The following is a 23,349-nucleotide window of genomic DNA, read 5'->3' as shown; positions in this document are numbered from 1 at the left end:
TTTAAATAAAAAAAAATCCATTCGCCCCAAACGAATGGATTTTTCAATTTACATCTATATTTATTCCACTTTGCAGTCTACTTTACTTAATGTATTTTTTGCGTCAAATTTTAATTTTGACTTATCTTTAAAAGTAACTCTATCATTGGTCGAAACTACATCTCCATATCCTTCTATTAAAGCTCCGTCTTTTTGCAGGAAGACCACTTCTCTTACAGATGAAACTCCTTCAGACAAAAATGTATAATCGCCAATTAATGTATCACCTTTCATATTCCCCACTAAAGTTCCGTCGTTTTTATCTTTTCCAGTTAAATTATAACTCAGTTTTCCGTTAACTTCCTGATGTGAGTTCACATTAAAACTTATTAAAATTATATTTCCATTTTGTCTTGAAGCATAACATTGATCGCCTGCTGGTTCTACTAATTCGGCATCTTTTGGTGCTTTTGGCTCGATTTGAACTGGTTCAGTCTCAGTTGCTTTTTTACAGGAAATAAAAACTGTTAAAACAAGTGTCATTATTGCTAGTACTTTTTTCATAATTCGTCATTTTTATTTTGTTGATTATGATATAAAGTTAGTCCAAATAAAAAAAATCCATTCGTAGAACAAATGGATTTTTTTACATAATTCCCACTTAAGAGAATCTATTTTTATAATTGATTACGAAACGTCAACAGTAGTGCGTTCAGCAATTTCTTTATAAGTTCCGTTAACTAATTTCTCGCGAATTGCTTCAAAAGCAGTTAAAGTTTCATCAATATCAGCAAGAGTATGAGAAGCCGTAGGGATCATTCTTAACAAAATAATTCCTTTCGGGATAACCGGATAAACAACAATAGAAAGGAAAATACCGTAGTTTTCCCTTAAGTCGTTTACCATTACCATTGCCTCAGGAATACTTCCTTCTAAGTAAACTGGTGTAATACAAGTATTTGTATCTCCAATATTGAATCCTTTTTCTTTAAGACCGTTTTGCAATGCATTTACGTTTTCCCAAAGTTTATCTTTAATTGAAGACGAGTTACGCAATAATTCTAAACGTTTCAATGAACCAATTGTTTGAATCATTGGCAATGCTTTTGCAAACATTTGAGAACGCAAGTTGTATTTTAAATAATCAATTACCGTTTTATCAGCCGCTACGAAAGCACCAATATTAGCCATAGATTTTGCAAAAGTAGAGAAATAAACATCAATATCTGCTTGAACTCCCTGCTCCTCACCTGCTCCAGCACCTGTTTTTCCAAGTGTACCAAAACCGTGTGCATCATCAACTAATAAACGGAAATTGTATTTTTGCTTCATAGCAACAATTTCTTTTAGTTTTCCCTGCTGTCCACGCATTCCAAAAACACCTTCGGTAATAAATAAAATACCTCCGCCTGTTTCTTCGGCCATTTTAGTGGCACGCTGCAGGTTTTTTTCCATACTTTCAAGATCATTGTGTTTGTATGTAAAACGTTTACCCATGTGCAAACGAACACCATCAATGATACAAGCATGTGAATCAACATCATAAACAATGATGTCATTTTTTGTTACCAATGCATCAATGATCGAAACCATTCCTTGGTAACCAAAATTCAATAAATAAGCAGATTCTTTCATTACGAAATCAGCCAATTCATTTTCTAATTGTTCGTGATACGTAGTGTGTCCAGACATCATACGAGCTCCCATCGGATAAGCTGCTCCAAACTGAATTGCTGCATCTGTATCTGCTTTACGAACCTCTGGATGATTAGCTAAACCTAAATAATCATTTAAACTCCAGTTTAAAATATTCTTTCCGTGAAATGTCATTCTAGGACCCAACTCACCCTCTAACTTTGGGAAAACATAATACCCCTCTGCTTGAGAAGCCCATTTTCCTAAAGGTCCTTTATTGTCCTGAATTCTCTCGAATAAATCTTTTACCATAATATAGTGTAGTAATAATTTTAACTTAATCAGCGAGCAAAAATAATCATTATTAATTTAAAATGAAGAACCTCAATTATTTTTATTGAAAATAATTCGTCTCACCACATTTAACAAGGCAAATCTTAACTTAAGAATCCAAACCTTTATAATTTAAGCATATAGTCATTTTCAAATCATGATTTTTATCATAATAAAAGATAAAACTGTCTTTTATTTTTGATCTTAATTAAAACCCGAGTAAAACCAAAAAATTATGAAAAACAAAAAAGACATTTCGATGAAAATGAGGCTGTTTGCATGTCTGGCTTTTAGTGCAGTAATATTAACAGGCTGTAAAAAAGAGGAAAGTGTTAATTATGAAAACATTGTGACCAAAGGGGAAATGACTGCAGAATTGACTTCTCCGCCTCACGTTCCAAAACCAATTGGAAACAGACCGGCCATGAAACTTAAATTAAACATGGAAATTAAAGAACAGGAAGGAACTATGACTGATGGTGTAAAATATACTTATTGGACATTTGGAGGTTCTGTCCCAGGAAGTTTTATTAGAACACGTGTTGGCGATGAAGTTGAATTTCACTTAAAAAACCATCCCGATAATAAATTACCACATAATATTGATTTGCATGCTGTAACCGGTCCAGGCGGAGGGGCAACTTCGTCTCTTGTGGCACCGGGACATGAAAAAGTATTTAGCTTCAAAGTTATAAATCCAGGCTTGTATGTGTATCATTGTGCAACTGCTCCTGTGGGAATGCATATTGCAAATGGTATGTACGGATTAATTTTGGTAGAACCAGAAGGCGGACTTCCTCCTGTTGACAAAGAATACTACGTAATGCAGGGTGATTTTTATACTGAAGGCGAATATGGAGCAAAAGGGCTTCAACCATTCGATATGAACAAAGCGGTTAAAGAAACTCCAGATTATGTTGTATTTAACGGAAAAGTAGGCTCCTTAACTAACGGAAATGAATTAACTGCAAAAGTGGGCGAAACGGTTCGTTTATTTGTTGGAAACGGCGGACCAAACTTGGTTTCTTCTTTCCACGTTATTGGTGAAATATTTGACAATGTTCATATTGAAGGTGGTAGTACTATGAATCATAATGTACAGACTACTTTAATTCCTGCCGGAGGCTCTGCAATTGTTGATTTTAAAGTCGAAACTCCGGGAACTTTTATTCTTGTAGATCATTCTATTTTTAGAGCATTTAACAAAGGTGCATTAGGAATGCTTAAAGTGGAAGGGAACGAAAACAAAAGCATCTATTCTGGAACAATTCAAGAAGGTATTTATTTACCTGAAGGCGGAACAATTCAGAAAATGCCAGGAAGTGCCAATGCAAAAGCGACAGTTCCAAAACGCACTGCTGAAGAAAAAATAAAAATTGGAAAAGAAATTTTTGGAACCACTTGCTTCGCTTGTCATCAATCTGAAGGACAAGGAATTCCGAGTACTTTCCCTCCTTTAGCAAAATCAGATTATTTAAATTCTGATCCTAAACGTGCCATTAAAACAATTCTGCATGGTTTGACTGGAGAAGTCACGGTGAACGGAAAAAAATACAACAATGTTATGCCTGCTCAAAACTTATCTGATGACGAAATCGCAAATGTACTGACCTACATTTACAGCAACTGGGGAAATAATAAAACTGAAATCACTCCAGAAATGGTAAAAGCATTAAGATAAACAGCAAACAATCAGCATGAAAAAATACATTTTCATTCTAACTCTCTTTTTCTCTGTGTTTAGTGTCATGAAGGCGCAGGAAAAAGGAATGGCTTTCATAAAAGAGGGATCTTTTGTCCCTCTTTATGGGGCTATTTCTAAAAATCCTGTAGTTGTCAAGTCTTTTTCCATAGACATTTTTCCAGTGACAAATAGCCAATTTTTAGAGTTTGTCAAAAAGAATCCTTATTATCAAAAATCAAAAATAAAAGGAATTTTTGCTGACAAAAGTTATTTATCCTATTGGAAAGATGATTTTGATTTTGGAAATGCAAAACCAAATTCACCAGTTACAAACGTTTCTTGGTTTGTTGCCAAAAAATATTGCGAATGTGAAGGAAAACGCTTAGCGACAATGGATGAATGGGAATATGTAGCAATGGCCGACACAAAAAAAATTGATGCCAGATCCAAAAAAGAATTCAATAACTATATTCTTTCCTGGTATGAGAAATCGAAAACGTATGAAAATGAAATTGGAAAAACATTCAAAAATTATTGGGGTGTTTATGACATGCACGGATTAGTCTGGGAATGGACTGCCGACTTTAACAGCATTTTTTTATCAGGTGAATCAAGAAAAGACAAAAGCAATGATAAAAACCTTTTTTGCGGAAGCGCATCGGTAAATGCAACCGACTTAATGGATTATGCCGCTTTTATGCGATATGCGTTTAGAGGAAGTCTTAAAGCGCAATATTCAACCCGAAATCTTGGTTTTAGATGCGCCAGTAATACAAAACCGAAAATCTAAATTAGTTTAAGATGAAAAAAACAACAATTGCTTTTCTTGCTTTTACCTTATCGCTTTACAGCTGTAAAAAGACAGAAATAAAAGAACAAAGCAAAGCAGAAACAAAAAAAGAACTCAGTGATTTATCAATTTACAATCTACCTTCAAAATGGACAACTCAGGATGGAAAAGATATTGAGCTAAAATCACTTCGAGGTAATGTTTTGGTGATGGTAATGATTTATACAAGCTGTAAAGCTGCATGTCCAAGATTAGTTGCAGATATGCGAGATATTGAATCAAAATTGGATAAAACAAGTAAACAGCATGCAAAACTTATTTTGGTCAGTATCGATCCAAAAACAGACACTCCGGAAAGATTAAAATCTTTTGCAATTGAAAACAAAATGAATCAAGATCCTTGGATTTTCCTTCGTTCATCTGAAGAAAATACGCGCGAATTTGCAGCTGTTTTGGCTGTCAATTACAAACAGATTTCTCCAATGGATTTTTCGCATTCTAACATCATTAGTGTTTTTAATGCTGAAGGAGAATTGATTTTTCAGCAGGAAGGCTTAGGCGTTAACAATGAAAAAACAATTGCAACAATAAATCAGGAAGTAGCAAGATTATAGATTATTTTAAATAGGTTGATTAGTAAAAAAACAAGGGTAGATTCTAAATAGAAATCGGCTCTTGTTTTTTGTTTTTAATAGATATCATCATTAAAAACAATCCCAAAACCAGAAACAAACTGAAAATAAAAATACTTTGATAATAAAATGCAATTGTTCCTTTTTCAAAAAAGCAAAGCCAGCCTTGAGCAAACAATAAAATTTCTGTAGAAATATATCCTGAAACAAAACACTTCACTCCTGTTTTTAATATTTTAGAATCTCCAGAAAGTATTTTATTCTGTAGTAAAATCCCAAACAAAAAACCTGTTATAATTCCTAAAGTTGTCAAATGAATAAATCCAATTATGAAACTCCTGATTTGATGTGAAACTTCGGCTAAATCTGGAAAAAGGGTCAATAATTGAATTCCGACTTTCAAAAATAAAGAACACAAAGCTAAACCGTAAACTATTTTAGTCGCTTGATCTAAAGTATTTTTAAAATGATTTATTTGAGGTTTTAGCATTTTATAAAAATAAATAAAAGCTCCTAATTGAGTTAAAACTCCCAAACCATTAATATAATTTAAAACCTCATTCTCTATAAACCATCGCACTGGAAAAGCACTCGTTAATAATGTAGAAAAAATCATTAAATAGTAAAACTTCTTAAACTTTATCGCATCAATTTTTTTCTGAAACTGTTTTAAAAACAAAGCTAAAATCGCCAATATAAACCATCCGTTAAATTGAAAATGAAGAAAAAATTGAATGGCAATTTGATAAAAAGTGCTTTGTTTTCCTAATGTACTTACTGCCGGTCCCAAACACCAAACGCCAAAAGTCGACAAAATCATAAACAAAATCGAAGCCCGTAAAAGTCTTTGTGCTGGAAATTTTTCTTTAGAAGAATCTTTCCAAACCAAACAACAAAAAACATAACTCAGTAAAATATGCATCGTTGAAAAAATGATTGAAAACAAAGCATATCCCTGAATTGGAAAAGCAATCATCATTCCGATAACCGAAAACTCAGTCAGCCAGAATAATCGATTGTAAATTGGCTTTTGACTTTTTTCTTTCGGAATAAAAAAATGGACAACCAAAGTATAAACAATCAAATAAATCCAGCCTAACATTGCCACATGTGAATGTGCGTGAAGTAGAAAATTATAGTTTAGAAAGTCTATTGGAAAAAAATACATAAACCGCATTAATAATCCGAAAACACAAGTAATCAGAAAATTAAAAAAACAGCAAATAATCCATGATTTTTGAGAATTCATAATGCAACTTTTTAAACACATAAAATTATTGAACCATATAAGTAATATAAGAAATTATGAGGTTTGCTAAAATGAACTTATATTACTTATATGGTTTAATTTTTTTCTTCTAATAAAAAAACACCGATAATTATCATTTTTAGATAGGTCATCGGTGCTTTTCGAACTAATAAAATTAATCTTTATTCAACTTCAGCAAAATCTTTTTCTAAAAGGACAGCTTTCGGAAATAAAATGTTGTTTTCAAGATGAATGTGTTTGTGCAAATCTTCTTCAAATTCTTTCAGCATTGCAAAAGTTACTTTATACGTTGTACAAGCATCTGCTGGCGGTGTATAATTATTTGTCAATGCAGCAATTTCTCTAAAACGCTCTCCCTCGCTATCGTGTTCATGCATCATCATTGCAATTGGATTTGAAACTGTTCCGAAAGAAGGTTGATGCAAAATTCCATCAGATTCTTTCGTTTTTACCATTCGTTTTACGAACGGAAATAAAATCAATTCTTCTTTTTTCATATGCTGTGATAATTCGCCGGCACAACCAATAAACAATTCATTAATTTTGAATAATTCAGGATGACTTGCTCCGTGAACTTTGCACAATTTATCTAAAAACGGAAGAAGTACATTTGTTTTTTCTTCTACGTAACGGTGATGTGTTTTTTCAATATAATCTGCCAATAAATCTAAAGGCCACGAATTAAAATCAATGTTGCCACTGTTTTCTGATTGTAAAACTTCCAATACATTTTCCAATAAAACATCTGAATTAATGTTTTGTTTGTCACAAACTTCAGTAACTGTTCTATTTCCTTTACAGCAAAAATCAATTTTATATTTAGAAAATACCGCAGCTGTTCTAAAATCATCAGCAACGAATGATCCGATTGTTTTATTTTTTAAATTTTCCATGATAATTATTTTTTTAATGTTTTGTTTAATGTTTTTTTTTAAAGTTTAAATAAAAGACAATTTTATCTTTTATTGGTTTTTAAAAAAACTCCAAGCCAAAATTTGAATTGGAGTTTTTGTTATTTATTCAACAATTAACACACCTTTCATCATAGCCACGTGGCCTGGAAAAGAGCAAATAAATGGATAAGATCCTTTTTTATCAATTGTAAATTCGATTGTATCTTCTTCTCCTCCACCAATTAATTTAGTGTGAGCAATTATTGAAGCTTTTTCAGATTCTGGAATATAATCTGTTGCTTTAGCATCATTGGCTTTCAAAGCAAAAGCAGCTTGATCTGTTCCTTCTTGAAGAATTACCAAGTTATGCCCCATTGCTTCTTTTGGAATTTTCCCAACATGTTTTAAAGTCAGTTTGATTGGTTTTCCAGCAACAGCTTTTAATTCATTTGTATTAAACTGCATTTGATCGTTTCCTTCAATAACTAATACATTTTCTTCAGTTGGCGCAGCTGTTGGAGCTGGTTCCCCTTCTGTAGATGTTTCTGTTTGTTCTTCAGCTGGAGCTGTTTCTTTTTTACCGCATGAAGTTATTGTTAAAAATCCCATCAGGATCAATAGTGAAATTTTGGTTTTTGTATTCATTTTTTTTAATTTATAAATGTTAATCTTATTGTATTTAAGTATTATTCGATGTTTAATGTTTTCAGAAAAAAGTCTCCCGATTTCACTCCAGAAGCAAGTTGTTCTAAAGTTGTTTTTGTAAGCATTTCTAAAAGCAAACTTCTAATTTTTTTAAAATCATGATGAACTGGACAAGGTTGCTCTTCAGAACATTCTTTTAATCCAATTCCACAGCCTTTATAAATTGCGTCACCATCGATCGCATCAACAATCTGGATTAGTTTGATTGATTTTACCGCTTCGTTTGAAACTTCAAAACCACCTCCAACTCCTTTAGCCGAATGAATGATTCCATTTTTAGTCAAAATCTGCATAATCTTTGCCGTAAATGGTTCTGGCGAATCAATTTCTTTGGCAACATCTTTTATACCGACCCTAATTCCTTTTGAAGAATTGGCAGCAATAAAAATAGACGCTCTTATTCCGTACTCACACGCTTTTGAAAACATAAATTAATTCGTTAATTCCCAACAAAGATATACAGATCAACAATAAAAGACAAATTTATCTTTAATTAATTTTTAAAATTGAAAAACTTATTTATAACCAAACTAATTAAGTATTATCAAAACACTAATTCGTCACTAAAATCACATAAAAACAAATTTTAATTTTAACTTTGAGAATACTTAATTTTCTAATATTGAAAAAATGGCTTTCAGCACTTCAAAAGATTTAAAATTAGCTGTTCTTATAGACGCCGATAATGTTCCCTACAGCAATGTAAAAGGTATGATGGAAGAAATTGCAAAGCTTGGAACTCCTACAACAAAACGAATTTATGCCGACTGGACCAAACCAAATGCAAACGGATGGAAAGGTGTTTTGCTGGAGCATGCCATTACTCCTATTCAGCAGTACAGTTATACGGTTGGAAAAAATTCTTCGGATTCTGCTTTAATTATTGACGCAATGGATTTGCTTTATTCTGGAAAATTAGACGGTTTCTGCATTGTTTCCAGCGACAGTGATTTTACAAGATTGGCCGTTCGTTTAAGAGAATCGGGAATGAAAGTGATTGGTATTGGTGAAAAGAAAACTCCAAATTCATTTATTGTTGCCTGCGACCGATTTATTTATATTGAAGTTTTGGATGGAGCAATTCAGAAGAAAAAGCCAAAAACTACTCCTGCAGATGCCAAAAAACCTGTTGAAAAACCAACTGAAAAAGCACTTCATAAAGTTGACAAACAGACTATTGACCTAATTGAAACCACAATTGAGGACCTTGAAGATGATGATGGCTGGGCATTTTTAGGCGATGTTGGAAATTTGATTGTAAAGAAAAAACCGGAATTTGACCCAAGAAATTATGGCTATTCTAAACTTACACCAATGCTAAAATCGCTTACTGATTTTCTTGAAATTGACGAAAGAGAATCAGATAAAAAAGGGATTAAACATGTGTATGTACGTTTAAGATTCAACTAATTTTTATTTATTATTTTAAAATATTTTTAAAAACATGAGAAAAAAATTCTTTATCTACGGCTTCTTATTGTTTCTAATTGTTACAACAATTTACTATTACACCGGACGTGGATTTTTGTTAGTAATTATTCTTCCTTTACTTTTAATTGTTGGGGCTTATAATGCATCACAAGAAAAACATGCCATTTTAAGAAACTTTCCGGTTTTGGGATATTTCAGGTATTTATTTGAAATGATAGCGCCGGAAATTCAGCAGTATTTTATTGAAAGATCTACTGATGGAAAACCTTTTTCGAGGAATCAGCGTTCTTTGGTTTATCAAAGAGCCAAAAACATTGATTCGAGTACACCTTTTGGAACACAGCAAAACTTAAATACAGAAAGCTACGAAGGAATCAAACATTCTATTTTTCCCGCAAAAGTAAATGAAGAACTTCCACGTGTTTTAGTTGGTGGAAAAGATTGCAAACAACCTTATTCAGCTTCTTTGTTTAATGTTTCGGCAATGAGTTTTGGTTCTTTAAGCGAAAATGCCGTTCGTGCTATAAATATTGGTGCACAAAAAGGAAACTTTTACCAAAATACTGGAGAAGGCGGATTGACTGAATTTCATCTTGCCGGCGGCGGTGACATTACATGGCAAATTGGTACAGGATATTTTGGATGCCGTGATGATGAAGGGAATTTCAGTCCAGAAAAATTCTCAGAAAAAGCGAATCTTCCAAATGTGAAGATGATTGAAATCAAACTTTCGCAAGGTGCAAAACCAGGTCACGGAGGTGTACTTCCGGCTAAAAAAAATACGGAACAGATTGCTAAAATAAGAGGCGTTAAACCTCATACTATGATTCTTTCTCCTCCAGGGCATCATGCTTTTTCAGATTCAAAAGGTCTGATTCATTTCATAAAACAATTACGCGAGCTTTCAAACGGAAAACCAATTGGCTTTAAATTATGTATTGGAAATACAGCCGAATTTGAAGCAATTTGCCACGAAATGATCGCTGAGGATATTTACCCAGATTTTATTACCGTTGATGGCGCTGAAGGCGGAACTGGTGCAGCACCGTTAGAATTTGCTGATGGAGTTGGAATGCCGTTCGAACCTGCTTTGATTTTTGTCAACAAAACTTTAGTGGGATTAAATATTAGAGATAAAATTAGAATTATTGGAAGCGGAAAAATTATTTCCGGATATTCAATTCTGCATGCAATTGCACTTGGCGCTGATATGTGCAACAGTGCACGAGGATTTATGTTTTCTTTAGGCTGTATTCAAGCCTTGCGCTGTCATAATAACGAATGTCCGACGGGAGTTGCAACCCAAAACAAAATGTTGATGAAAGGTTTGGTTGTCACCGATAAATCAGAACGTGTGTATCATTTTCATAAAAACACACTTCATTCAGCAAACGAACTTTTGGCCGCTGCCGGAAAAACTTCTTTTGCAGATGTCGATATAAACATCTTCATGCGAGGCGATGAATTTACGAATCTGTCTGAATTATATTTCCCAGATAACTTAACAAACGTTACCAAAAGAAATTAAGCTAAAAAGCCTCTTTGAATAATCAAAGAGGCTTTTTAAATTTATCTAATTCAAAAGTAATTTTATTTCCCAGGCATTAAAGTTTTGCAGTTTCTTTTCCACTACTCGCACTTCCAGAACCTTCGATAATTGCTAATTCTTCTTTGTCAACTAATTGTTTTGCCAGAATTACATTATTATAAGAGATAAAATACACATCAAATTTTACACCTTCTTCAATTAACTCTTTAGAGATTTGGTCGTTTTTAATCATTTCTGTAAGCAAACTTGGAAAAGTCTGTTGATATGCGGTTTTGTTTTCTTCAGTCCCTTCTAAATCTGTTTCAATTCTAATTTCAATCTTATTATCATTTAAAAATGCTTTCGCGCTAGTCGATACAACATTTCCTCCTTTTATCGAAGCTGTTGTGTTGTAATTACTAACGTGGTCCTGAATTTTTTGTTTTGTGTTTTTACAGCTGGCAAGCGCCAAAACTAAAACAAATGCAAATGCGATTTGGGTAATTTTTTTCATAATTTTTTAGGTTTTTGGTTATTTTTTAACTCAAACATAACAAACTTATAACACAAAAACAAGATTGGCTCAAAAAAATAAATTCTGCAATTATTTAATTACAAATAACATAGAGTCAAATAAGGCAAAATATATGAAACAAAAAAACCTCTTTAGAAAAACTAAAGAGGTTTTTAAATTGTTTGAACTCCCCGAAATATGAGGAACTCTTTTATTTTAGTATTTCCGAAATAGATTCTTTATCGATAATCTTCTTTGAAAGCACTGTATTGTCATTTGCTAAAAAATAAGCATCAAACTGAATTCCTTCTTCAACTAAATCTTTTGGAAGCTGATTTTTATTTATCATTTCCTTCAACAATTTTGAAAACGCCATATCTCCGGCCATTTTATTAGCTTCATTTTGCTCCAAGCCTGTTTCAAATCGCAATTCAATTTTGTTATCATTAATATAACCTCTTGCTGTTGTTAAGGTCACATTATCAGCTTTAAAAGTTTTAGCCGACGCATTATAAGCTGTTACATATTCCTGCAATTTTTGCTTGGCGTTTTTACAACTTACCAACATCAACACAATAAAAACTGCCGATAAAATTTGGCTTATTCTTTTCATAGTTCTTAATTATTTTAATTTTTGAAGTCTTAAAAGTGCTTCAAGATAGTAATAATCTGCGTAATTGATAGAACAATCAATTTCGCTTCCTGCTGGTTTATGCCCTGTAGAATGAAGCAAAAATGCAGAGTTTACATCACGGCTTTGATAATTATCTGAAAGCGAAACGATCATTTTTTTAGCTTTCGTCAAATATTCATTTTTTAAATTTTTATCTTTTGTATAGGAACTCAATTCTAAAAGCGCAGAAGACACAATCGCCGCCGCCGATGCATCACGCGGTGCATTTGGAATATCTGGCGCATTAAAATCCCAATACGGAATCAAATCTTCTGTTGTCAATTTATCCAAATAAACTCGGGTAATTTTATGTGCAAAATCTAAGAATTTAGGGTCTTTTGTTTCTCTGTAAACCATTGTAAAACCATAAATCCCCCAAGCTTGGCCTCTCGCCCACATACTATCATCACTAAATCCTTGAGCCGTTCTTCCTTTTATCTTTTTCCCCGTTTCATAATCATAAATCACAACATGGTAAGAAGTATAATCTGGTCTAAAATGATTTGCCATTGTGGTTTCGGCATGTTTTACAGCGATGTCATACAATTTTTTATTGCCACCATTCTTAGAAGCCCAAAAGAGCATTTCTAAATTCATCATGTTGTCAATAATTGTATTGTGACCACCCATTTTATTATGAGGCCAAGACTGAATTGTTCCCACTTTTGGATTAAAAAGCGTTGCTAATGTATCTGCCGTTTTTAGAATAATCTGTTTATATTCTTTGTTCTTTGTCAAACGATATCCGTTTCCAAAACTATTAAAAACCTGAAAACCTAAATCGTGATCTCCTGCTTTGCTTACAGATAAAGGTGTTAGGAATCGGCTGAATTTATCGGCTTCTTTTTCCCATTTTTTATCTCCTGTTGCCTCATATAAATACCATAATTCTCCCGGCCAAAATCCGCTTGTCCAATCTTTATAGCCAACAAACTTCCATTCTTTGCTTCCATTTGGAACCATTCTTGGCGAAGTTCCATCGTTCGGAATCACTTTTAATGTCTTTGACGCCTGTTCTGCACAGTAATCAAGCTGTTTTTTAGTATTAAACGAACTGTTCTTTTGAGAAAAACCCTGATTTCCAAGCAAAAACAAAGCAGTAATCAGAGCAAAAAATTTTGCATTCATGTGGTTATTTTTAGATAAATAGTTTTTTGAATCTATAAATTTATAAAATAAAGGGAACTTATTGTAGTGTTTGTATTTTTCACTTACTAAAAATGTACTTTATTTCCCGTTTTCCTGAATCCACGTGTTGTTTGTCATTCAGAGGAACGAGGAATGACAAACTTCCTTAAAACACTAAAAAGTAAAAGATTAATTGTAGTTTTGTTTGAAGGATAAAATCTAAATCTAAACTTGAAAAAATCCAGACTTCATTATTTCATATTTTTTCTCTCGATTATTTTTCTGGGAATCCTTTCAAGAAAAATTTCATTCATTCCTTTATGGATTGGTGATTTTCTGTATTCAGTAATGATTTATTTTTTGGTGAGAATATTTCTTCCAGCTAAAAAAGCTTCTCTCATCGTTTTAATTTCACTATTAATATGTTACTGTATTGAATTTTTACAGCTTTATCAAGGAGAATGGATTATGGAAGTCAGAAAAACGCTTTTTGGAAAATATGTTTTGGGCCAAGGTTTTTTATGGTCAGATATTCTCGCTTATACAGCAGGAATATTATTTATCTTTTTTATCGAAAAAATCATTTTAAAATACATCAATTATGAAACTCGTTTTCGCATCAAACAATAAAAACAAAATCAGAGAAATTCAAAGTATCCTAAATGGATCTATAGAATTATTAAGTCTTGAAGAAATTGGCTGTTTTGAAGAAATCCCAGAAACAGCAGATACTATTGAAGGGAATGCCATTTTAAAAGCCAACTATGTAACCGAAAAATATGGTTACGATTGTTTTGCCGATGATACAGGATTAGAAGTCGCTGCATTAAATGGCGAACCGGGAGTTTATTCGGCACGATATGCGGGCGAACAAAAAAATGCTGACGATAATATGAATAAACTTTTAGACGCTTTATCAGAAGAAGAAAATCGTAAAGCGCAGTTCAAAACCGTTATTGCATTAAACTTAAATGGAAAACAGCATCTTTTTACAGGTTTGGCAAAAGGAAAAATCACGCATAAAAAATCTGGAAATTACGGTTTTGGGTATGATCCTATTTTTCAGCCCAAAAATTATTCGGAGACTTTTGCAGCATTAAGCGCAGAAATTAAAAATAAAATCAGTCATCGCGCAAAAGCAACTGAGCAACTAATTGATTTTCTGAACTCAATAAAATAATTGTTTAAAATACAACATTTTAAAGGCGAAAATTTATATTTCACGACGTATTTTTTCCGAAAATTATGCAATCTTCTTGAAAAATCATTTTACAATAAACATAACTTTTTGATTATCAAATCATAAGAAATACATAATTCTTAAAATAGCATTAGTTTATCTGAATAATTAACAGTAATTTTGCACCCTATTTTAAAAATACATATGAACAAATTTGAACAATTAGGATTGAATGAATCGTTACTGAAGGCGATTTTAGATCTAGGATTTGAAAATCCGTCAGAGGTACAGGAAAAGGCGATTCCCCTATTATTGGAAAAAGACACAGATATGGTTGCGTTGGCTCAGACAGGGACAGGGAAAACGGCAGCTTTCGGTTTTCCGCTAATTCAAAAAATTGATGCTGACAACAGAAATACACAGGCATTAGTTTTATCGCCAACACGAGAACTTTGTTTACAGATTACCAACGAACTTAAAAACTACTCAAAATACGAAAAAGGTATTAATGTGGTAGCAGTTTACGGCGGGGCTAGTATTACAGAGCAAGCTAGAGAGATTAAAAGAGGAGCACAAATTATTGTAGCAACTCCAGGAAGAATGCAAGACATGATCAACAGAGGTTTGGTTAACATCAAAAACATAGATTACTGTGTGCTTGATGAGGCTGACGAAATGTTGAACATGGGATTTTATGAGGATATCGTATCTATTTTATCAGATACTCCAGACGAAAAAAGTACATGGTTGTTCTCTGCAACTATGCCACAAGAGGTTGCTAGAATTGCAAAACAATTCATGAGCGAACCAGTTGAAATTACTGTTGGAACTAAAAATTCAGGTTCATCTACAGTATCTCACGAATTTTACTTAGTAAATGCTCGTGACCGTTACGAAGCTCTAAAACGTTTGGCAGATGCTAACCCAGACATTTTCTCTGTGGTTTTCTGTCGTACTAAAAGAGACACTCAGGCTATTGCCGAAAAATTAATCGAAGATGGTTATAGTGCCGCTGCGTTACACGGAGATTTATCTCAAGCACAGCGTGATGGTGTAATGAAATCTTTCCGTGGAAGACAAATTCAGATGCTTGTTGCTACTGACGTTGCTGCACGTGGTATTGACGTTGATAACGTAACACACGTTGTAAACTACCAATTACCTGATGAAATCGAAACGTACAACCACCGTTCTGGACGTACTGGTAGAGCTGGAAAATTAGGAACTTCTATTGTAATCGTTACAAAAAGCGAGTTGCGTAAAATTTCTTCTATCGAAAGAATCATCAAACAAAAATTCGAAGAAAAAACTATTCCTTCTGGAATCGAAATCTGCGAAATTCAATTATTGCACTTAGCAAACAAAATTAAAGATACTGAGGTTGATCATGAAATTGACAACTATTTGCCAGCAATCAACAATGTTCTTGAAGATTTATCTAAAGAAGAATTGATCAAAAAAATGGTTTCGGTAGAATTTAACCGTTTTATTGCTTACTATAAAAAGAACAGAGATATTTCTACACAATCTTCTGGAGAAAGACGCGAAAGAGGCGATTCTGAGCCAAGAGAATTCAATAATAACGGAGCAGTTCGTTACTTTGTAAACATTGGTTCTAGAGATAACTTCGATTGGATGTCTCTTAAAGATTACTTGAAAGAAACATTAGACTTAGGTCGCGATGACGTTTTCAAAGTAGATGTAAAAGAAGGATTCTCTTTCTTTAACACTGATCCTGAGCACACTGACAAAGTAATGGAAATTTTAAACAACGTTCAATTAGAAGGACGTCGTATTAATGTTGAAATTTCTAAAAATGACGGTGGCGGAAGACGCGATCACAACAACCGTGGTGGTGGACGTAATTCTGGCGGACCAAGAAGAGAAGGAAACTTTGCTCCAAGACGTGAAGGTTCTGGAGGCGGATTCAGAAGAAACGAAGGTGGCTCTGACAGAGCTCCAAGACGTGAAGGTTCAGGCGGAGGATTTAGAGGTGAAAGAAACTCAGCTCCAAGAGAAGGTGGTTTTAGAAGAAACGAAGGCGGTTCAGATAGAGCTCCAAGACGTTCTGAAAGCTTTGGCGATTCGTCAAGACCAAGAAGACCAAGAAGAGATTAATTTTTTAATATCTTAATATACAAATCCCAAATTCCAGATATAATTGGAATTTGGGATTTTTTTATACCAAGAATCTTTCACCTTGGCTCTTTTTAGTTAATTACTTAAAGTAAACCCGTTGGGCATAATTAATTCAAACACATAGAAACATAGGTTTAGAGATGCTTATAAAAGGCGTTTTACTTGTTTAAAAAAAACATAGATAGGCTATGTGTTAGAAACTAGTTTCTTTTTAAGCCCTTTTCTAAAAATAAAATCTATGTTTTTATGTGTTAAATAAAAAAATATGAAATGCACGCAGTAGTTTAAAGGGAATACTTTTTTGCTTTGTTAATTTTCTTATAATTAAATTCCAAGTCTGCAAAATATTTAATCCCATTTTACTACTTTTAGTGCTTTAAATCAGGATATGAAATATTTCGCAGTTTTCTTTTTTGTATTACTTACGAGTATTGGTTTTGCCCAAGAAACAGAATCAACAACTCCACAAAGAGTTTCAGGTTATATCTTTAATGATAATACCAAACAGCCTCTTCCAAACGTAAATATCATCAACAAAAACAAAGTATTAGGCGCAAAGTCTGATGTTAAAGGTTATTTTGAAATTGATGTTCAACAAAATGACACACTGCAATTCTCTCTTCTAGGATTTCAATCTCTGCGCATTAGAGTTACCAATGACTGGATTAAAAACAAAATCACAAGAATTCAGCTTACAGAAAAAGCAATCACACTTGAAGAAGTTGTAATTGCTCCTTTCAGCTTGACTGGATATCTTGAAATTGACTCAAAATTGATTCCGACAAAGGAAAACTACCGTTATAGTATTTCAGGTCTTACGCAAGGTTATGAAGCTGGTGAATATGCTCCAAATGCTTTTGGAAAAGTATTAGGTTCTATTTTTAACCCCGCCGATATGCTTTATAATTTCTTTGGAAAAAATGGGAAAGAGCTTAAGAAACTCAAAGACATGAAAAAAGATGATACGATTAGAAATCTTCTTGAAACTAAATACGATCGTGAAACTCTTGCCCTTCTTTTAGGAATTACAAAAGAAGAAATTCCGGAGATTTTACAGCGTTGCAACTACTCAGAATCTTTTGTTCAACAAGCAAATGACTTGCAGATTCTTGATGCTATTAGTGGCTGTTATGAGCAATATAAAGTATTGAAACGTAATTAATTAATGTTCAGTGATCAGATTTTTAGTGATCAGTTCTGAACAATTTAACTTGTAAATAAATAATCCCCGATTGCTAAAAGCGGTCAGGGATTTTTGATTTTTAGACATGCCATAAAACCACGAAAGTTCATAAAAGTTAGTACGAAAAGCATTTAATAAATTAGAAATTCATTTGATGATTTATAGGTCAAATATTCTATATTTGAGTTTTACAAAATAGATAAATAGAATGTTTTTCAGCTAAAATGCCAAATTGGACACAAGTATGTCTTATTAGACTTTTATATAAGTTGCGTACTAGTTTACCAAAAAAATAAGAAAAAGAAATCCTAAAAACAAAAATGCTAAAGAATTATAAAATTTTAATAATTTGTATTTTACTAATTGCTTTCTACCTATTCAAAAATTTCTTTACTGAAAATATGATTTCGGGAAATTATGTAAGTAATAATCAACAAAGTTTAGCAGATGGACCAAGTTTTGGAGATACTTTGAAAATTTATAACGATAACAGATTTGAAAGTCAAACTTGGGGAAATGGAAAATATAAATTAGACCATTCTTTAAAGGGAACTGAAATTGAATTGACTTATAAATATGAATTTGGAAGCGCAGGATATGGAATGAATATTTCTAGAAGTTTTTTTGGCAAACCTAGAATTAGCATAAGTAGCGATTTAGAGTATTATTTTGAAAAAGTAGATTAAAATGGCTTCCCAAATTTGTCCAAAGTGCAAAACAGATAATTTCTTTTGGAACATTGATGATGACGAAACTTCATTCACAAAATGGAGTTGTCTAAATTGTAAATATATTGCATTCGAAAATGAAACCGATGAAAGAAAATGTTTGAAATGCAATAAGAAAACTGAAATCAAATTAAAAGATAAAACTGAAGAATTCTGGTGGTGTCGCAATTGCAACATTATAACTGAAATTGAATAAAAAAACAGCACAACGACAACTGAAGCATATTCAAAAATCTACTTATGGAAAAAGGTTTGGTATTTGGAATGATTTGGCAAATCCGAAGAATGGGCTTAGTTTAGTCCCGAACCCACTGTAATACCAGAACGTCAGCGGTAATACCTCGGAAAATTAGAACTATTCATAACTTAAAAGCTTATTTAGAATTTTACAAATCTTAATGGAAAAAAAACTCAGAATATATACTCCAAACAATTCATTTAAGGTTGATAAGCGTTCACTAAGTTTATTACTTTTATGGTCTATTGTATTTTTAATCTATTCAACGAAATCTAAATTTCCTTCAAATGAAGAGAATCTGGAATTACTCGGATTTGTTTTTGTAATCATTACTTTTCTATATTCTCTTTATTTTATGATAAGTAACTTTTTTATATACGAAACCACAAATGGAGAATATAATGGCTACTTGATTATAGATTCTGAAAAAATCACTTGTAATCTTGATGTTTACACAATTTATGAAATCGAAAAAATAAGCATATTAAGTATTTATTTTCGCGGAAAATTTAACGGAAATACAAGAGCTTGGGAACGTAAAAAATCAAATGGTGTTGAAAATTATATCGAGATATATAAAAAAGATGGAGAGTATAAAAAATATTTTTTTCTTCAAACTAAAACAGAAAATATACAAATGTTTTCAGATGAACTTAGAACTTATTATCGATTTGGAAAATTAGGAGAGCAGAATTATAAAAATATTGTTGACTAATGGCACTACCGCTAACAGCCGTTACACGAGATTTGGGCATTAGGTTGAATTTAAAAATGGTTTAGTATTTAGGAAATTTATGTATAACCAAAAAATCTTGCATCATTATTCCCCAACATCGCCAAGTGCCAGAACGTTGTGGGATATATTAATAATAAAGTACACTAAAATGAAAAACATTATTTATCTTATTTTTCTGTTAATCTCGAATGTTAATTACTCTCAAGATTACAGATCACCTGAATATCAAAAATTAAGATTTGATGAGGCTATAACTTGCATTAAAAATAATGAACTCGAAAGAGCAACGATGATTTTATACTTTGTAAATAATATAAATAGTACGAATGACTTAGGAAAAATGGCATTAAAAAAAGCAGATTCATTAGTTCCAATTGCTCAGCAAAAAATAAGAAAAAATTTAGTTGGAACCTGGATATTATTTGAAAGTGGTTCCAATTGGGGCTTTGAAACTGAAAAAGATACTTTAATTAAGAAAATATTAATCATAACCGAAAAAGATTTTCAATTTTACGAACGAAATGTAAAAACAAAAGAGAACAAATTAATAAAAAAAGAAAAAACAACTTTTACAAAATACAGAGACATGCGTGATGCTTGCTTTGATTTTGTTTTTTCTGACAAATCAATTTGGTCATTTTATATTAATAAAGACACGAATGTCTTAAGACAAATATATACAGGTGAAGAGACTAAAGATGGTAGAACCGAAATGGTTTGCGGTAATACTGAATTAAACTATAATAAAAGTGATTAGAAAATACATATCACAACAGCCAGTACAACGGATTTGGGCAATTGGCTTAATGGAAAAATGGTCTTGTATTTGAATGATTTGGCAAATCCGAAAAAGGCTTAATTTAGTCCCAAACCTGCTGTTGCGCTAAAACGTTAAAATCAATACTACCATCTAAAAAAAATCCTCAATTCACATAATTGAGGATTTTTTTGTTTAATGAAGAACAAAATGCGTTACATTTACTTGTAAATTAAACAGTTAAATATCATGTCAAAAGGTCAAGATGCTAAAAAAACAGCAAAAAAAGAACCGCTAAAAACGGCTAAAGAAAAGAAAGAAGAAAAAAGAGAAAAGAAAAATAGTCCGAAAAGAGATTAAGTTTTCAGTCGCAGTCGCAGTTTTCAGTCTCAAAAGAAACTGAAAACCGTGACTGATAACTGAGACTTTTATTTAACTGGAATATTCGAAAGAATTTCCAATACAAATTTCCAATATTTTTGAGCAGATGAAATACTTGCTCTTTCGTCTGGAGAATGTGCTCCGTGAATAGTTGGACCAAAAGAAATCATATCCATATCTGGGTAATTTGTTCCTAAAATTCCGCACTCTAAACCAGCGTGACAAGCAACAACTTTTGGCTTTTCGTCATTTTGCTTTTCGTAGATTTCTTTTAAAACTTCTAAAATTTCAGAATTTACATTTGGAGTCCATCCTGGGTAAGAACCTGTAAGTTCAACTTCACATCCAACTAATTCAAAAGCCGAACGCAACGAATTAGCTAAATCAAATTTTGAAGACTCTACAGAAGAACGCGTTAAACAACCTACTAATACTTCTCCCTCTTTAATAATAACACGGGCAATATTGTTTGAAGTTTCAACTAAATCATCCATATCGGCGCTCATTCTGTAAACTCCGTTATGTGCAGCATAAATAGCTCTGATGATTCCTTCCTGGACACCTAAATCCATCACTTTTTCTGGCAAATCACCTTTTACGATTTCAATCGATAAGTTTGGTTCAGTTGTTTTGTATTCTGCTTTGATATCAGCAATAATTTCCTGCATATCATAAACATAAGCTTCATCAAACATTTGAGAAATAATTACTTTGGCAACACTTTCTCTCGGAATCGCATTTCTTAAACTTCCACCGTTAATTTCAACAATTTGTAAACCAAAGTTTTCAAAAGCGTCAAACAACAAACGGTTCATGATTTTATTAGCGTTTCCTAAACCTTTATGAATATCCATTCCTGAATGTCCCCCGTTTAGGCCTTTTACCGTAATTGTATATCCTACAGAACCTTCTGGAACTTCTTCTTCATGATACGTTCTTGTTGCTGTAACATCAATTCCACCAGCACATCCAATATCAATTTCATCATCTTCTTCGGTATCCAAATTCAACAAAATCTGACCTTGCAAAATACCTCCTTTAAGGTTTAAAGCACCAGTCATTCCAGTTTCTTCATCAATTGTAAACAAAGCTTCGATTGCTGGATGCGGAATATCTTTGCTTTCTAAAATCGCCATAATTGTAGCGACTCCAAGTCCGTTGTCAGCACCAAGAGTTGTTCCTCGGGCACGAACCCAGTCACCGTCTACATACATGTCGATTCCTTGAGTATCAAAATCAAAAACAGTATCTGCATTTTTTTGGTGCACCATATCAAGGTGTCCTTGCATAACGATTGGTTTGCGGTTTTCCATTCCTGGAGTTGCAGGTTTTCTGATGATTACATTTCTGATTTCATCTTCAAAAGTTTCTAAACCTAAACTGTTTCCAAAGTTTTTCATAAACTCGATAACACGCTCTTCTTTTTTTGACGGACGCGGAACAGCATTTAAATCTGCGAATTTGTTCCAAAGTGCTTTTGGCTCCAGATTTCTAATTTCCTGACTCATTATATTTTGTTTGAAGTTTAACAATTAAGAGTTCCAAAGTTACAAAGTTTAAATGCTTTTTTCGCCACAAATTGCACGAATTAGCACAAATTATAATGGCTCTAAAATTTGACAAATCAGCAATTAGCGAAAATTTGTAGAATTCGTGACAAACTTTTTTTAATTGTATTTATATTTACGTATCCAAAAATTATACTGTGAAATCAAAATATATTCTACCTCTATTTCTTTTAGTTCAGATTATCTTTTTAAAAGTCCTGCCCTATTTCCCTGATTATGTCGAAGGCTTTTACAGCAATAACTTTTACATTAGAATTTCGCATTTCTCGAGAACACTTTTGGGCAAGGTTCCGTTTTCTGTTGGCGACTGTATTTATGCCGTTTTAATTTTATCAATTATCAGTTGGTTTTGGAAAATCAGAAAAACTTGGAGAACCGACTGGAAAGACCATCTTTTAAAAATGTTAGGAAAAATTTCGGTTTTTTACTTTCTTTTTCATGTACTTTGGGCATTCAATTATTACCGTGAGCCACTTTTCGAAAAGATGGAAATTAAAAGGGAATATTCCGATGCTGAACTTTTAGTATTTACAAAAAGATTAATTGCAAAAACGAATGAAATTCAGTTTCAACTCACTAAAAATGATTCCGCAAAAGTAGTTTTCCCATATTCTCAGAAAGAAGTTTTTAAAATGAATGTCAGTGGCTATGATAACTTGGCAAAAGAACATCCGTATTTTAAATATGAAATTTTGAGTGTCAAAAAATCATTGTTCAGCGTTCCTTTGACTTACATGGGATTTGGTGGTTATTTAAACCCGTTTACAAATGAAGCTCAGGTAAATGATTTACTGCCAATGTATAATTTCCCGATTACAAGTACGCATGAAATGGCACATCAAATTGGGTTTGCAAGTGAAAACGAATGCAATTTTATAGGCGTTTTGGCAACTGTAAAAAATGACAACTTATATTATCAGTATTCCGGATACAGTTTTGCTTTGCGTTATTGCCTTGGAATTTGGCAATTTAAAAACGAAAAGGTTTTCAATCAATTGAAGAAAACGGTTCATGTTGGAATTTTAAAAAACTATCAGGAAAGTCATGATTTCTGGAAAAAATACGACACCGTTATTGATGAAGGTTTTCATTTTGTTTATGATAATTTCCTGAAATCAAATAATCAAAAAGACGGCATGGAAAGCTACAGCAAGTTTATTGATTTGATGATTAATTATTATAAGGGAAGAGAGCTATAGTTTTTTGCCACAGATTACACAGATTTAAATGATTTTTTGTTCTGC

24 protein-coding genes are annotated in these 23,349 nt (G+C 32.6%); 14 read left to right on the top strand and 10 right to left on the bottom strand.

The annotated features are described in order from the left end of the window. Positions 1-60: 60 nt before the first annotated feature. Positions 61-543: a hypothetical protein gene (locus tag RB619_RS01715; RefSeq protein ID WP_308093361.1), complete on the bottom strand. Its 483-nt coding sequence runs from the start codon at positions 541-543 to the stop codon at positions 61-63. 123 nt (positions 544-666) lie between these two features. Next, positions 667-1,926 (bottom strand): aminotransferase class I/II-fold pyridoxal phosphate-dependent enzyme, encoded by a 1,260-nt coding sequence (locus RB619_RS01710; RefSeq protein WP_308093357.1) that lies wholly within the window; start codon positions 1,924-1,926, stop codon positions 667-669. Positions 1,927-2,206: 280 nt separating this feature from the next. On the opposite strand from RB619_RS01710, the gene nirK reads away from it, so the two are divergent. The 3 genes from nirK to RB619_RS01695 are packed head-to-tail and all read left to right on the top strand — an operon-like array spanning position 2,207 to position 5,035. Then, a complete protein-coding gene (nirK, locus tag RB619_RS01705; protein ID WP_374119649.1) occupies positions 2,207-3,628 on the top strand; it encodes a copper-containing nitrite reductase in 1,422 nt (473 codons plus the stop codon). Between the two features lie 16 nt (positions 3,629-3,644). After that, on the top strand, positions 3,645-4,421 hold the full coding sequence (locus RB619_RS01700) for a formylglycine-generating enzyme family protein (protein WP_374119645.1): 777 nt from the start codon (positions 3,645-3,647) through the stop codon (positions 4,419-4,421). Between the two features lie 11 nt (positions 4,422-4,432). Then, on the top strand, positions 4,433-5,035 hold the full coding sequence (locus tag RB619_RS01695; protein ID WP_308093352.1) for an SCO family protein: 603 nt from the start codon (positions 4,433-4,435) through the stop codon (positions 5,033-5,035). Between the two features lie 43 nt (positions 5,036-5,078). Here the strand turns inward: RB619_RS01695 and RB619_RS01690 are convergent, their stop codons facing one another. The 4 genes from RB619_RS01690 to RB619_RS01675 all read right to left on the bottom strand — a co-directional run bounded on the left by RB619_RS01690 (position 5,079) and on the right by RB619_RS01675 (position 8,349). Next, positions 5,079-6,302: a hypothetical protein gene (locus tag RB619_RS01690; RefSeq protein ID WP_308093350.1), complete on the bottom strand. Its 1,224-nt coding sequence runs from the start codon at positions 6,300-6,302 to the stop codon at positions 5,079-5,081. A 182-nt stretch (positions 6,303-6,484) separates the two neighbouring features. Continuing rightward, positions 6,485-7,216: an iron-sulfur cluster repair di-iron protein gene (ric, locus tag RB619_RS01685; protein ID WP_308093348.1), complete on the bottom strand. Its 732-nt coding sequence runs from the start codon at positions 7,214-7,216 to the stop codon at positions 6,485-6,487. Between the two features lie 123 nt (positions 7,217-7,339). Beyond that, positions 7,340-7,861: an azurin gene (gene azu / locus RB619_RS01680; RefSeq protein WP_308093346.1), complete on the bottom strand. Its 522-nt coding sequence runs from the start codon at positions 7,859-7,861 to the stop codon at positions 7,340-7,342. A gap of 41 nt (positions 7,862-7,902) precedes the next feature. Beyond that, positions 7,903-8,349: an Rrf2 family transcriptional regulator gene (locus RB619_RS01675; RefSeq protein WP_308093344.1), complete on the bottom strand. Its 447-nt coding sequence runs from the start codon at positions 8,347-8,349 to the stop codon at positions 7,903-7,905. 202 nt (positions 8,350-8,551) lie between these two features. Between RB619_RS01675 and RB619_RS01670 the strand changes: the two genes are divergently transcribed. Together RB619_RS01670 and RB619_RS01665 are read left to right on the top strand one after the other, a co-directional pair. Next, complete coding sequence (locus tag RB619_RS01670) at positions 8,552-9,331, top strand: NYN domain-containing protein (protein WP_308093341.1); 780 nt, start codon at positions 8,552-8,554, stop codon at positions 9,329-9,331. Between the two features lie 34 nt (positions 9,332-9,365). Further along, entirely contained in the window at positions 9,366-10,880 is a 1,515-nt protein-coding gene (locus RB619_RS01665; RefSeq protein ID WP_308093339.1) for an FMN-binding glutamate synthase family protein, read from the top strand. A 76-nt stretch (positions 10,881-10,956) separates the two neighbouring features. Here the strand turns inward: RB619_RS01665 and RB619_RS01660 are convergent, their stop codons facing one another. The 3 genes from RB619_RS01660 to RB619_RS01650 all read right to left on the bottom strand — a co-directional run bounded on the left by RB619_RS01660 (position 10,957) and on the right by RB619_RS01650 (position 13,195). Further along, positions 10,957-11,394, bottom strand: coding sequence for a hypothetical protein (locus tag RB619_RS01660; RefSeq protein ID WP_308093337.1), 438 nt, complete (start codon positions 11,392-11,394; stop codon positions 10,957-10,959). A 211-nt stretch (positions 11,395-11,605) separates the two neighbouring features. Then, entirely contained in the window at positions 11,606-12,007 is a 402-nt protein-coding gene (locus RB619_RS01655) for a hypothetical protein (RefSeq protein WP_308093335.1), read from the bottom strand. A 9-nt stretch (positions 12,008-12,016) separates the two neighbouring features. After that, positions 12,017-13,195: a glycoside hydrolase family 88 protein gene (locus RB619_RS01650; protein ID WP_308093332.1), complete on the bottom strand. Its 1,179-nt coding sequence runs from the start codon at positions 13,193-13,195 to the stop codon at positions 12,017-12,019. 231 nt (positions 13,196-13,426) lie between these two features. On the opposite strand from RB619_RS01650, the gene RB619_RS01645 reads away from it, so the two are divergent. The 8 genes from RB619_RS01645 to RB619_RS01610 all read left to right on the top strand — a co-directional run bounded on the left by RB619_RS01645 (position 13,427) and on the right by RB619_RS01610 (position 20,156). After that, the gene (locus RB619_RS01645; RefSeq protein ID WP_308093329.1) at positions 13,427-13,825 is read left to right on the top strand and encodes a DUF2809 domain-containing protein; all 399 of its coding nucleotides are present in this window, start codon (positions 13,427-13,429) and stop codon (positions 13,823-13,825) included. Beyond that, a complete protein-coding gene (locus RB619_RS01640; RefSeq protein ID WP_308093327.1) occupies positions 13,797-14,375 on the top strand; it encodes a non-canonical purine NTP diphosphatase in 579 nt (192 codons plus the stop codon). Before RB619_RS01645 ends, RB619_RS01640 begins: the two co-directional genes overlap by 29 nt. Before the next feature lie 204 nt (positions 14,376-14,579). After that, a complete protein-coding gene (locus tag RB619_RS01635) occupies positions 14,580-16,493 on the top strand; it encodes a DEAD/DEAH box helicase (protein ID WP_308093324.1) in 1,914 nt (637 codons plus the stop codon). Positions 16,494-16,902: 409 nt separating this feature from the next. Beyond that, positions 16,903-17,676 carry a carboxypeptidase-like regulatory domain-containing protein gene (locus RB619_RS01630; protein WP_308093321.1) on the top strand — a complete coding sequence of 258 codons (774 nt, stop codon included), beginning with the start codon at positions 16,903-16,905 and terminating at the stop codon, positions 17,674-17,676. Between the two features lie 341 nt (positions 17,677-18,017). Then, complete coding sequence (locus RB619_RS01625) at positions 18,018-18,383, top strand: hypothetical protein (protein WP_308093318.1); 366 nt, start codon at positions 18,018-18,020, stop codon at positions 18,381-18,383. 1 nt (position 18,384) lies between these two features. Continuing rightward, positions 18,385-18,621 (top strand): hypothetical protein, encoded by a 237-nt coding sequence (locus RB619_RS01620; RefSeq protein WP_308093315.1) that lies wholly within the window; start codon positions 18,385-18,387, stop codon positions 18,619-18,621. Between the two features lie 202 nt (positions 18,622-18,823). Beyond that, positions 18,824-19,378, top strand: a complete 555-nt coding sequence (locus tag RB619_RS01615) for a hypothetical protein (protein WP_308093312.1) — start codon at positions 18,824-18,826, stop codon at positions 19,376-19,378. Positions 19,379-19,547: 169 nt separating this feature from the next. Further along, positions 19,548-20,156: a hypothetical protein gene (locus tag RB619_RS01610; protein WP_308093309.1), complete on the top strand. Its 609-nt coding sequence runs from the start codon at positions 19,548-19,550 to the stop codon at positions 20,154-20,156. A gap of 428 nt (positions 20,157-20,584) precedes the next feature. Here RB619_RS01610 and RB619_RS01605 read toward each other — a convergent pair whose 3' ends face one another. Then, positions 20,585-22,045, bottom strand: a complete 1,461-nt coding sequence (locus tag RB619_RS01605; RefSeq protein ID WP_308093307.1) for an aminoacyl-histidine dipeptidase — start codon at positions 22,043-22,045, stop codon at positions 20,585-20,587. Between the two features lie 197 nt (positions 22,046-22,242). On the opposite strand from RB619_RS01605, the gene RB619_RS01600 reads away from it, so the two are divergent. Next, positions 22,243-23,304, top strand: coding sequence for a DUF3810 domain-containing protein (locus RB619_RS01600; RefSeq protein WP_308093304.1), 1,062 nt, complete (start codon positions 22,243-22,245; stop codon positions 23,302-23,304). Positions 23,305-23,349: the final 45 nt, after the last annotated feature.

The organism is Flavobacterium sp. LHD-80, assembly GCF_030929605.1.
In the GTDB taxonomy this organism is placed as follows: Bacteria; Bacteroidota; Bacteroidia; order Flavobacteriales; family Flavobacteriaceae; genus Flavobacterium.
This window is presented reverse-complemented; position numbering and strand designations above follow the sequence as displayed.

Bases quoted from the DNA above. Each gene is read 5' to 3' on its own strand.
- RB619_RS01635 (WP_308093324.1), top strand. From the start codon at position 14,580: ATGAACAAATTTGAACAATTAGGATTGAATGAATCGTTACTGAAGGCG.
- nirK (WP_374119649.1), top strand. From the start codon at position 2,207: ATGAAAATGAGGCTGTTTGCATGTCTGGCTTTTAGTGCAGTAATATTA.
- RB619_RS01670 (WP_308093341.1), top strand. From the start codon at position 8,552: ATGGCTTTCAGCACTTCAAAAGATTTAAAATTAGCTGTTCTTATAGAC.
- ric (WP_308093348.1), bottom strand. From the start codon at position 7,216: ATGGAAAATTTAAAAAATAAAACAATCGGATCATTCGTTGCTGATGAT.
- RB619_RS01655 (WP_308093335.1), bottom strand. From the start codon at position 12,007: ATGAAAAGAATAAGCCAAATTTTATCGGCAGTTTTTATTGTGTTGATG.
- RB619_RS01710 (WP_308093357.1), bottom strand. From the start codon at position 1,926: ATGGTAAAAGATTTATTCGAGAGAATTCAGGACAATAAAGGACCTTTA.
- RB619_RS01715 (WP_308093361.1), bottom strand. From the start codon at position 543: ATGAAAAAAGTACTAGCAATAATGACACTTGTTTTAACAGTTTTTATT.
- azu (WP_308093346.1), bottom strand. From the start codon at position 7,861: ATGAATACAAAAACCAAAATTTCACTATTGATCCTGATGGGATTTTTA.
- RB619_RS01675 (WP_308093344.1), bottom strand. From the start codon at position 8,349: ATGTTTTCAAAAGCGTGTGAGTACGGAATAAGAGCGTCTATTTTTATT.
- RB619_RS01620 (WP_308093315.1), top strand. From the start codon at position 18,385: ATGGCTTCCCAAATTTGTCCAAAGTGCAAAACAGATAATTTCTTTTGG.
- RB619_RS01700 (WP_374119645.1), top strand. From the start codon at position 3,645: ATGAAAAAATACATTTTCATTCTAACTCTCTTTTTCTCTGTGTTTAGT.
- RB619_RS01615 (WP_308093312.1), top strand. From the start codon at position 18,824: ATGGAAAAAAAACTCAGAATATATACTCCAAACAATTCATTTAAGGTT.
- RB619_RS01610 (WP_308093309.1), top strand. From the start codon at position 19,548: ATGAAAAACATTATTTATCTTATTTTTCTGTTAATCTCGAATGTTAAT.
- RB619_RS01630 (WP_308093321.1), top strand. From the start codon at position 16,903: ATGAAATATTTCGCAGTTTTCTTTTTTGTATTACTTACGAGTATTGGT.
- RB619_RS01660 (WP_308093337.1), bottom strand. From the start codon at position 11,394: ATGAAAAAAATTACCCAAATCGCATTTGCATTTGTTTTAGTTTTGGCG.
- RB619_RS01640 (WP_308093327.1), top strand. From the start codon at position 13,797: ATGAAACTCGTTTTCGCATCAAACAATAAAAACAAAATCAGAGAAATT.
- RB619_RS01605 (WP_308093307.1), bottom strand. From the start codon at position 22,045: ATGAGTCAGGAAATTAGAAATCTGGAGCCAAAAGCACTTTGGAACAAA.
- RB619_RS01665 (WP_308093339.1), top strand. From the start codon at position 9,366: ATGAGAAAAAAATTCTTTATCTACGGCTTCTTATTGTTTCTAATTGTT.
- RB619_RS01690 (WP_308093350.1), bottom strand. From the start codon at position 6,302: ATGAATTCTCAAAAATCATGGATTATTTGCTGTTTTTTTAATTTTCTG.
- RB619_RS01625 (WP_308093318.1), top strand. From the start codon at position 18,018: ATGCTAAAGAATTATAAAATTTTAATAATTTGTATTTTACTAATTGCT.
- RB619_RS01695 (WP_308093352.1), top strand. From the start codon at position 4,433: ATGAAAAAAACAACAATTGCTTTTCTTGCTTTTACCTTATCGCTTTAC.
- RB619_RS01650 (WP_308093332.1), bottom strand. From the start codon at position 13,195: ATGAATGCAAAATTTTTTGCTCTGATTACTGCTTTGTTTTTGCTTGGA.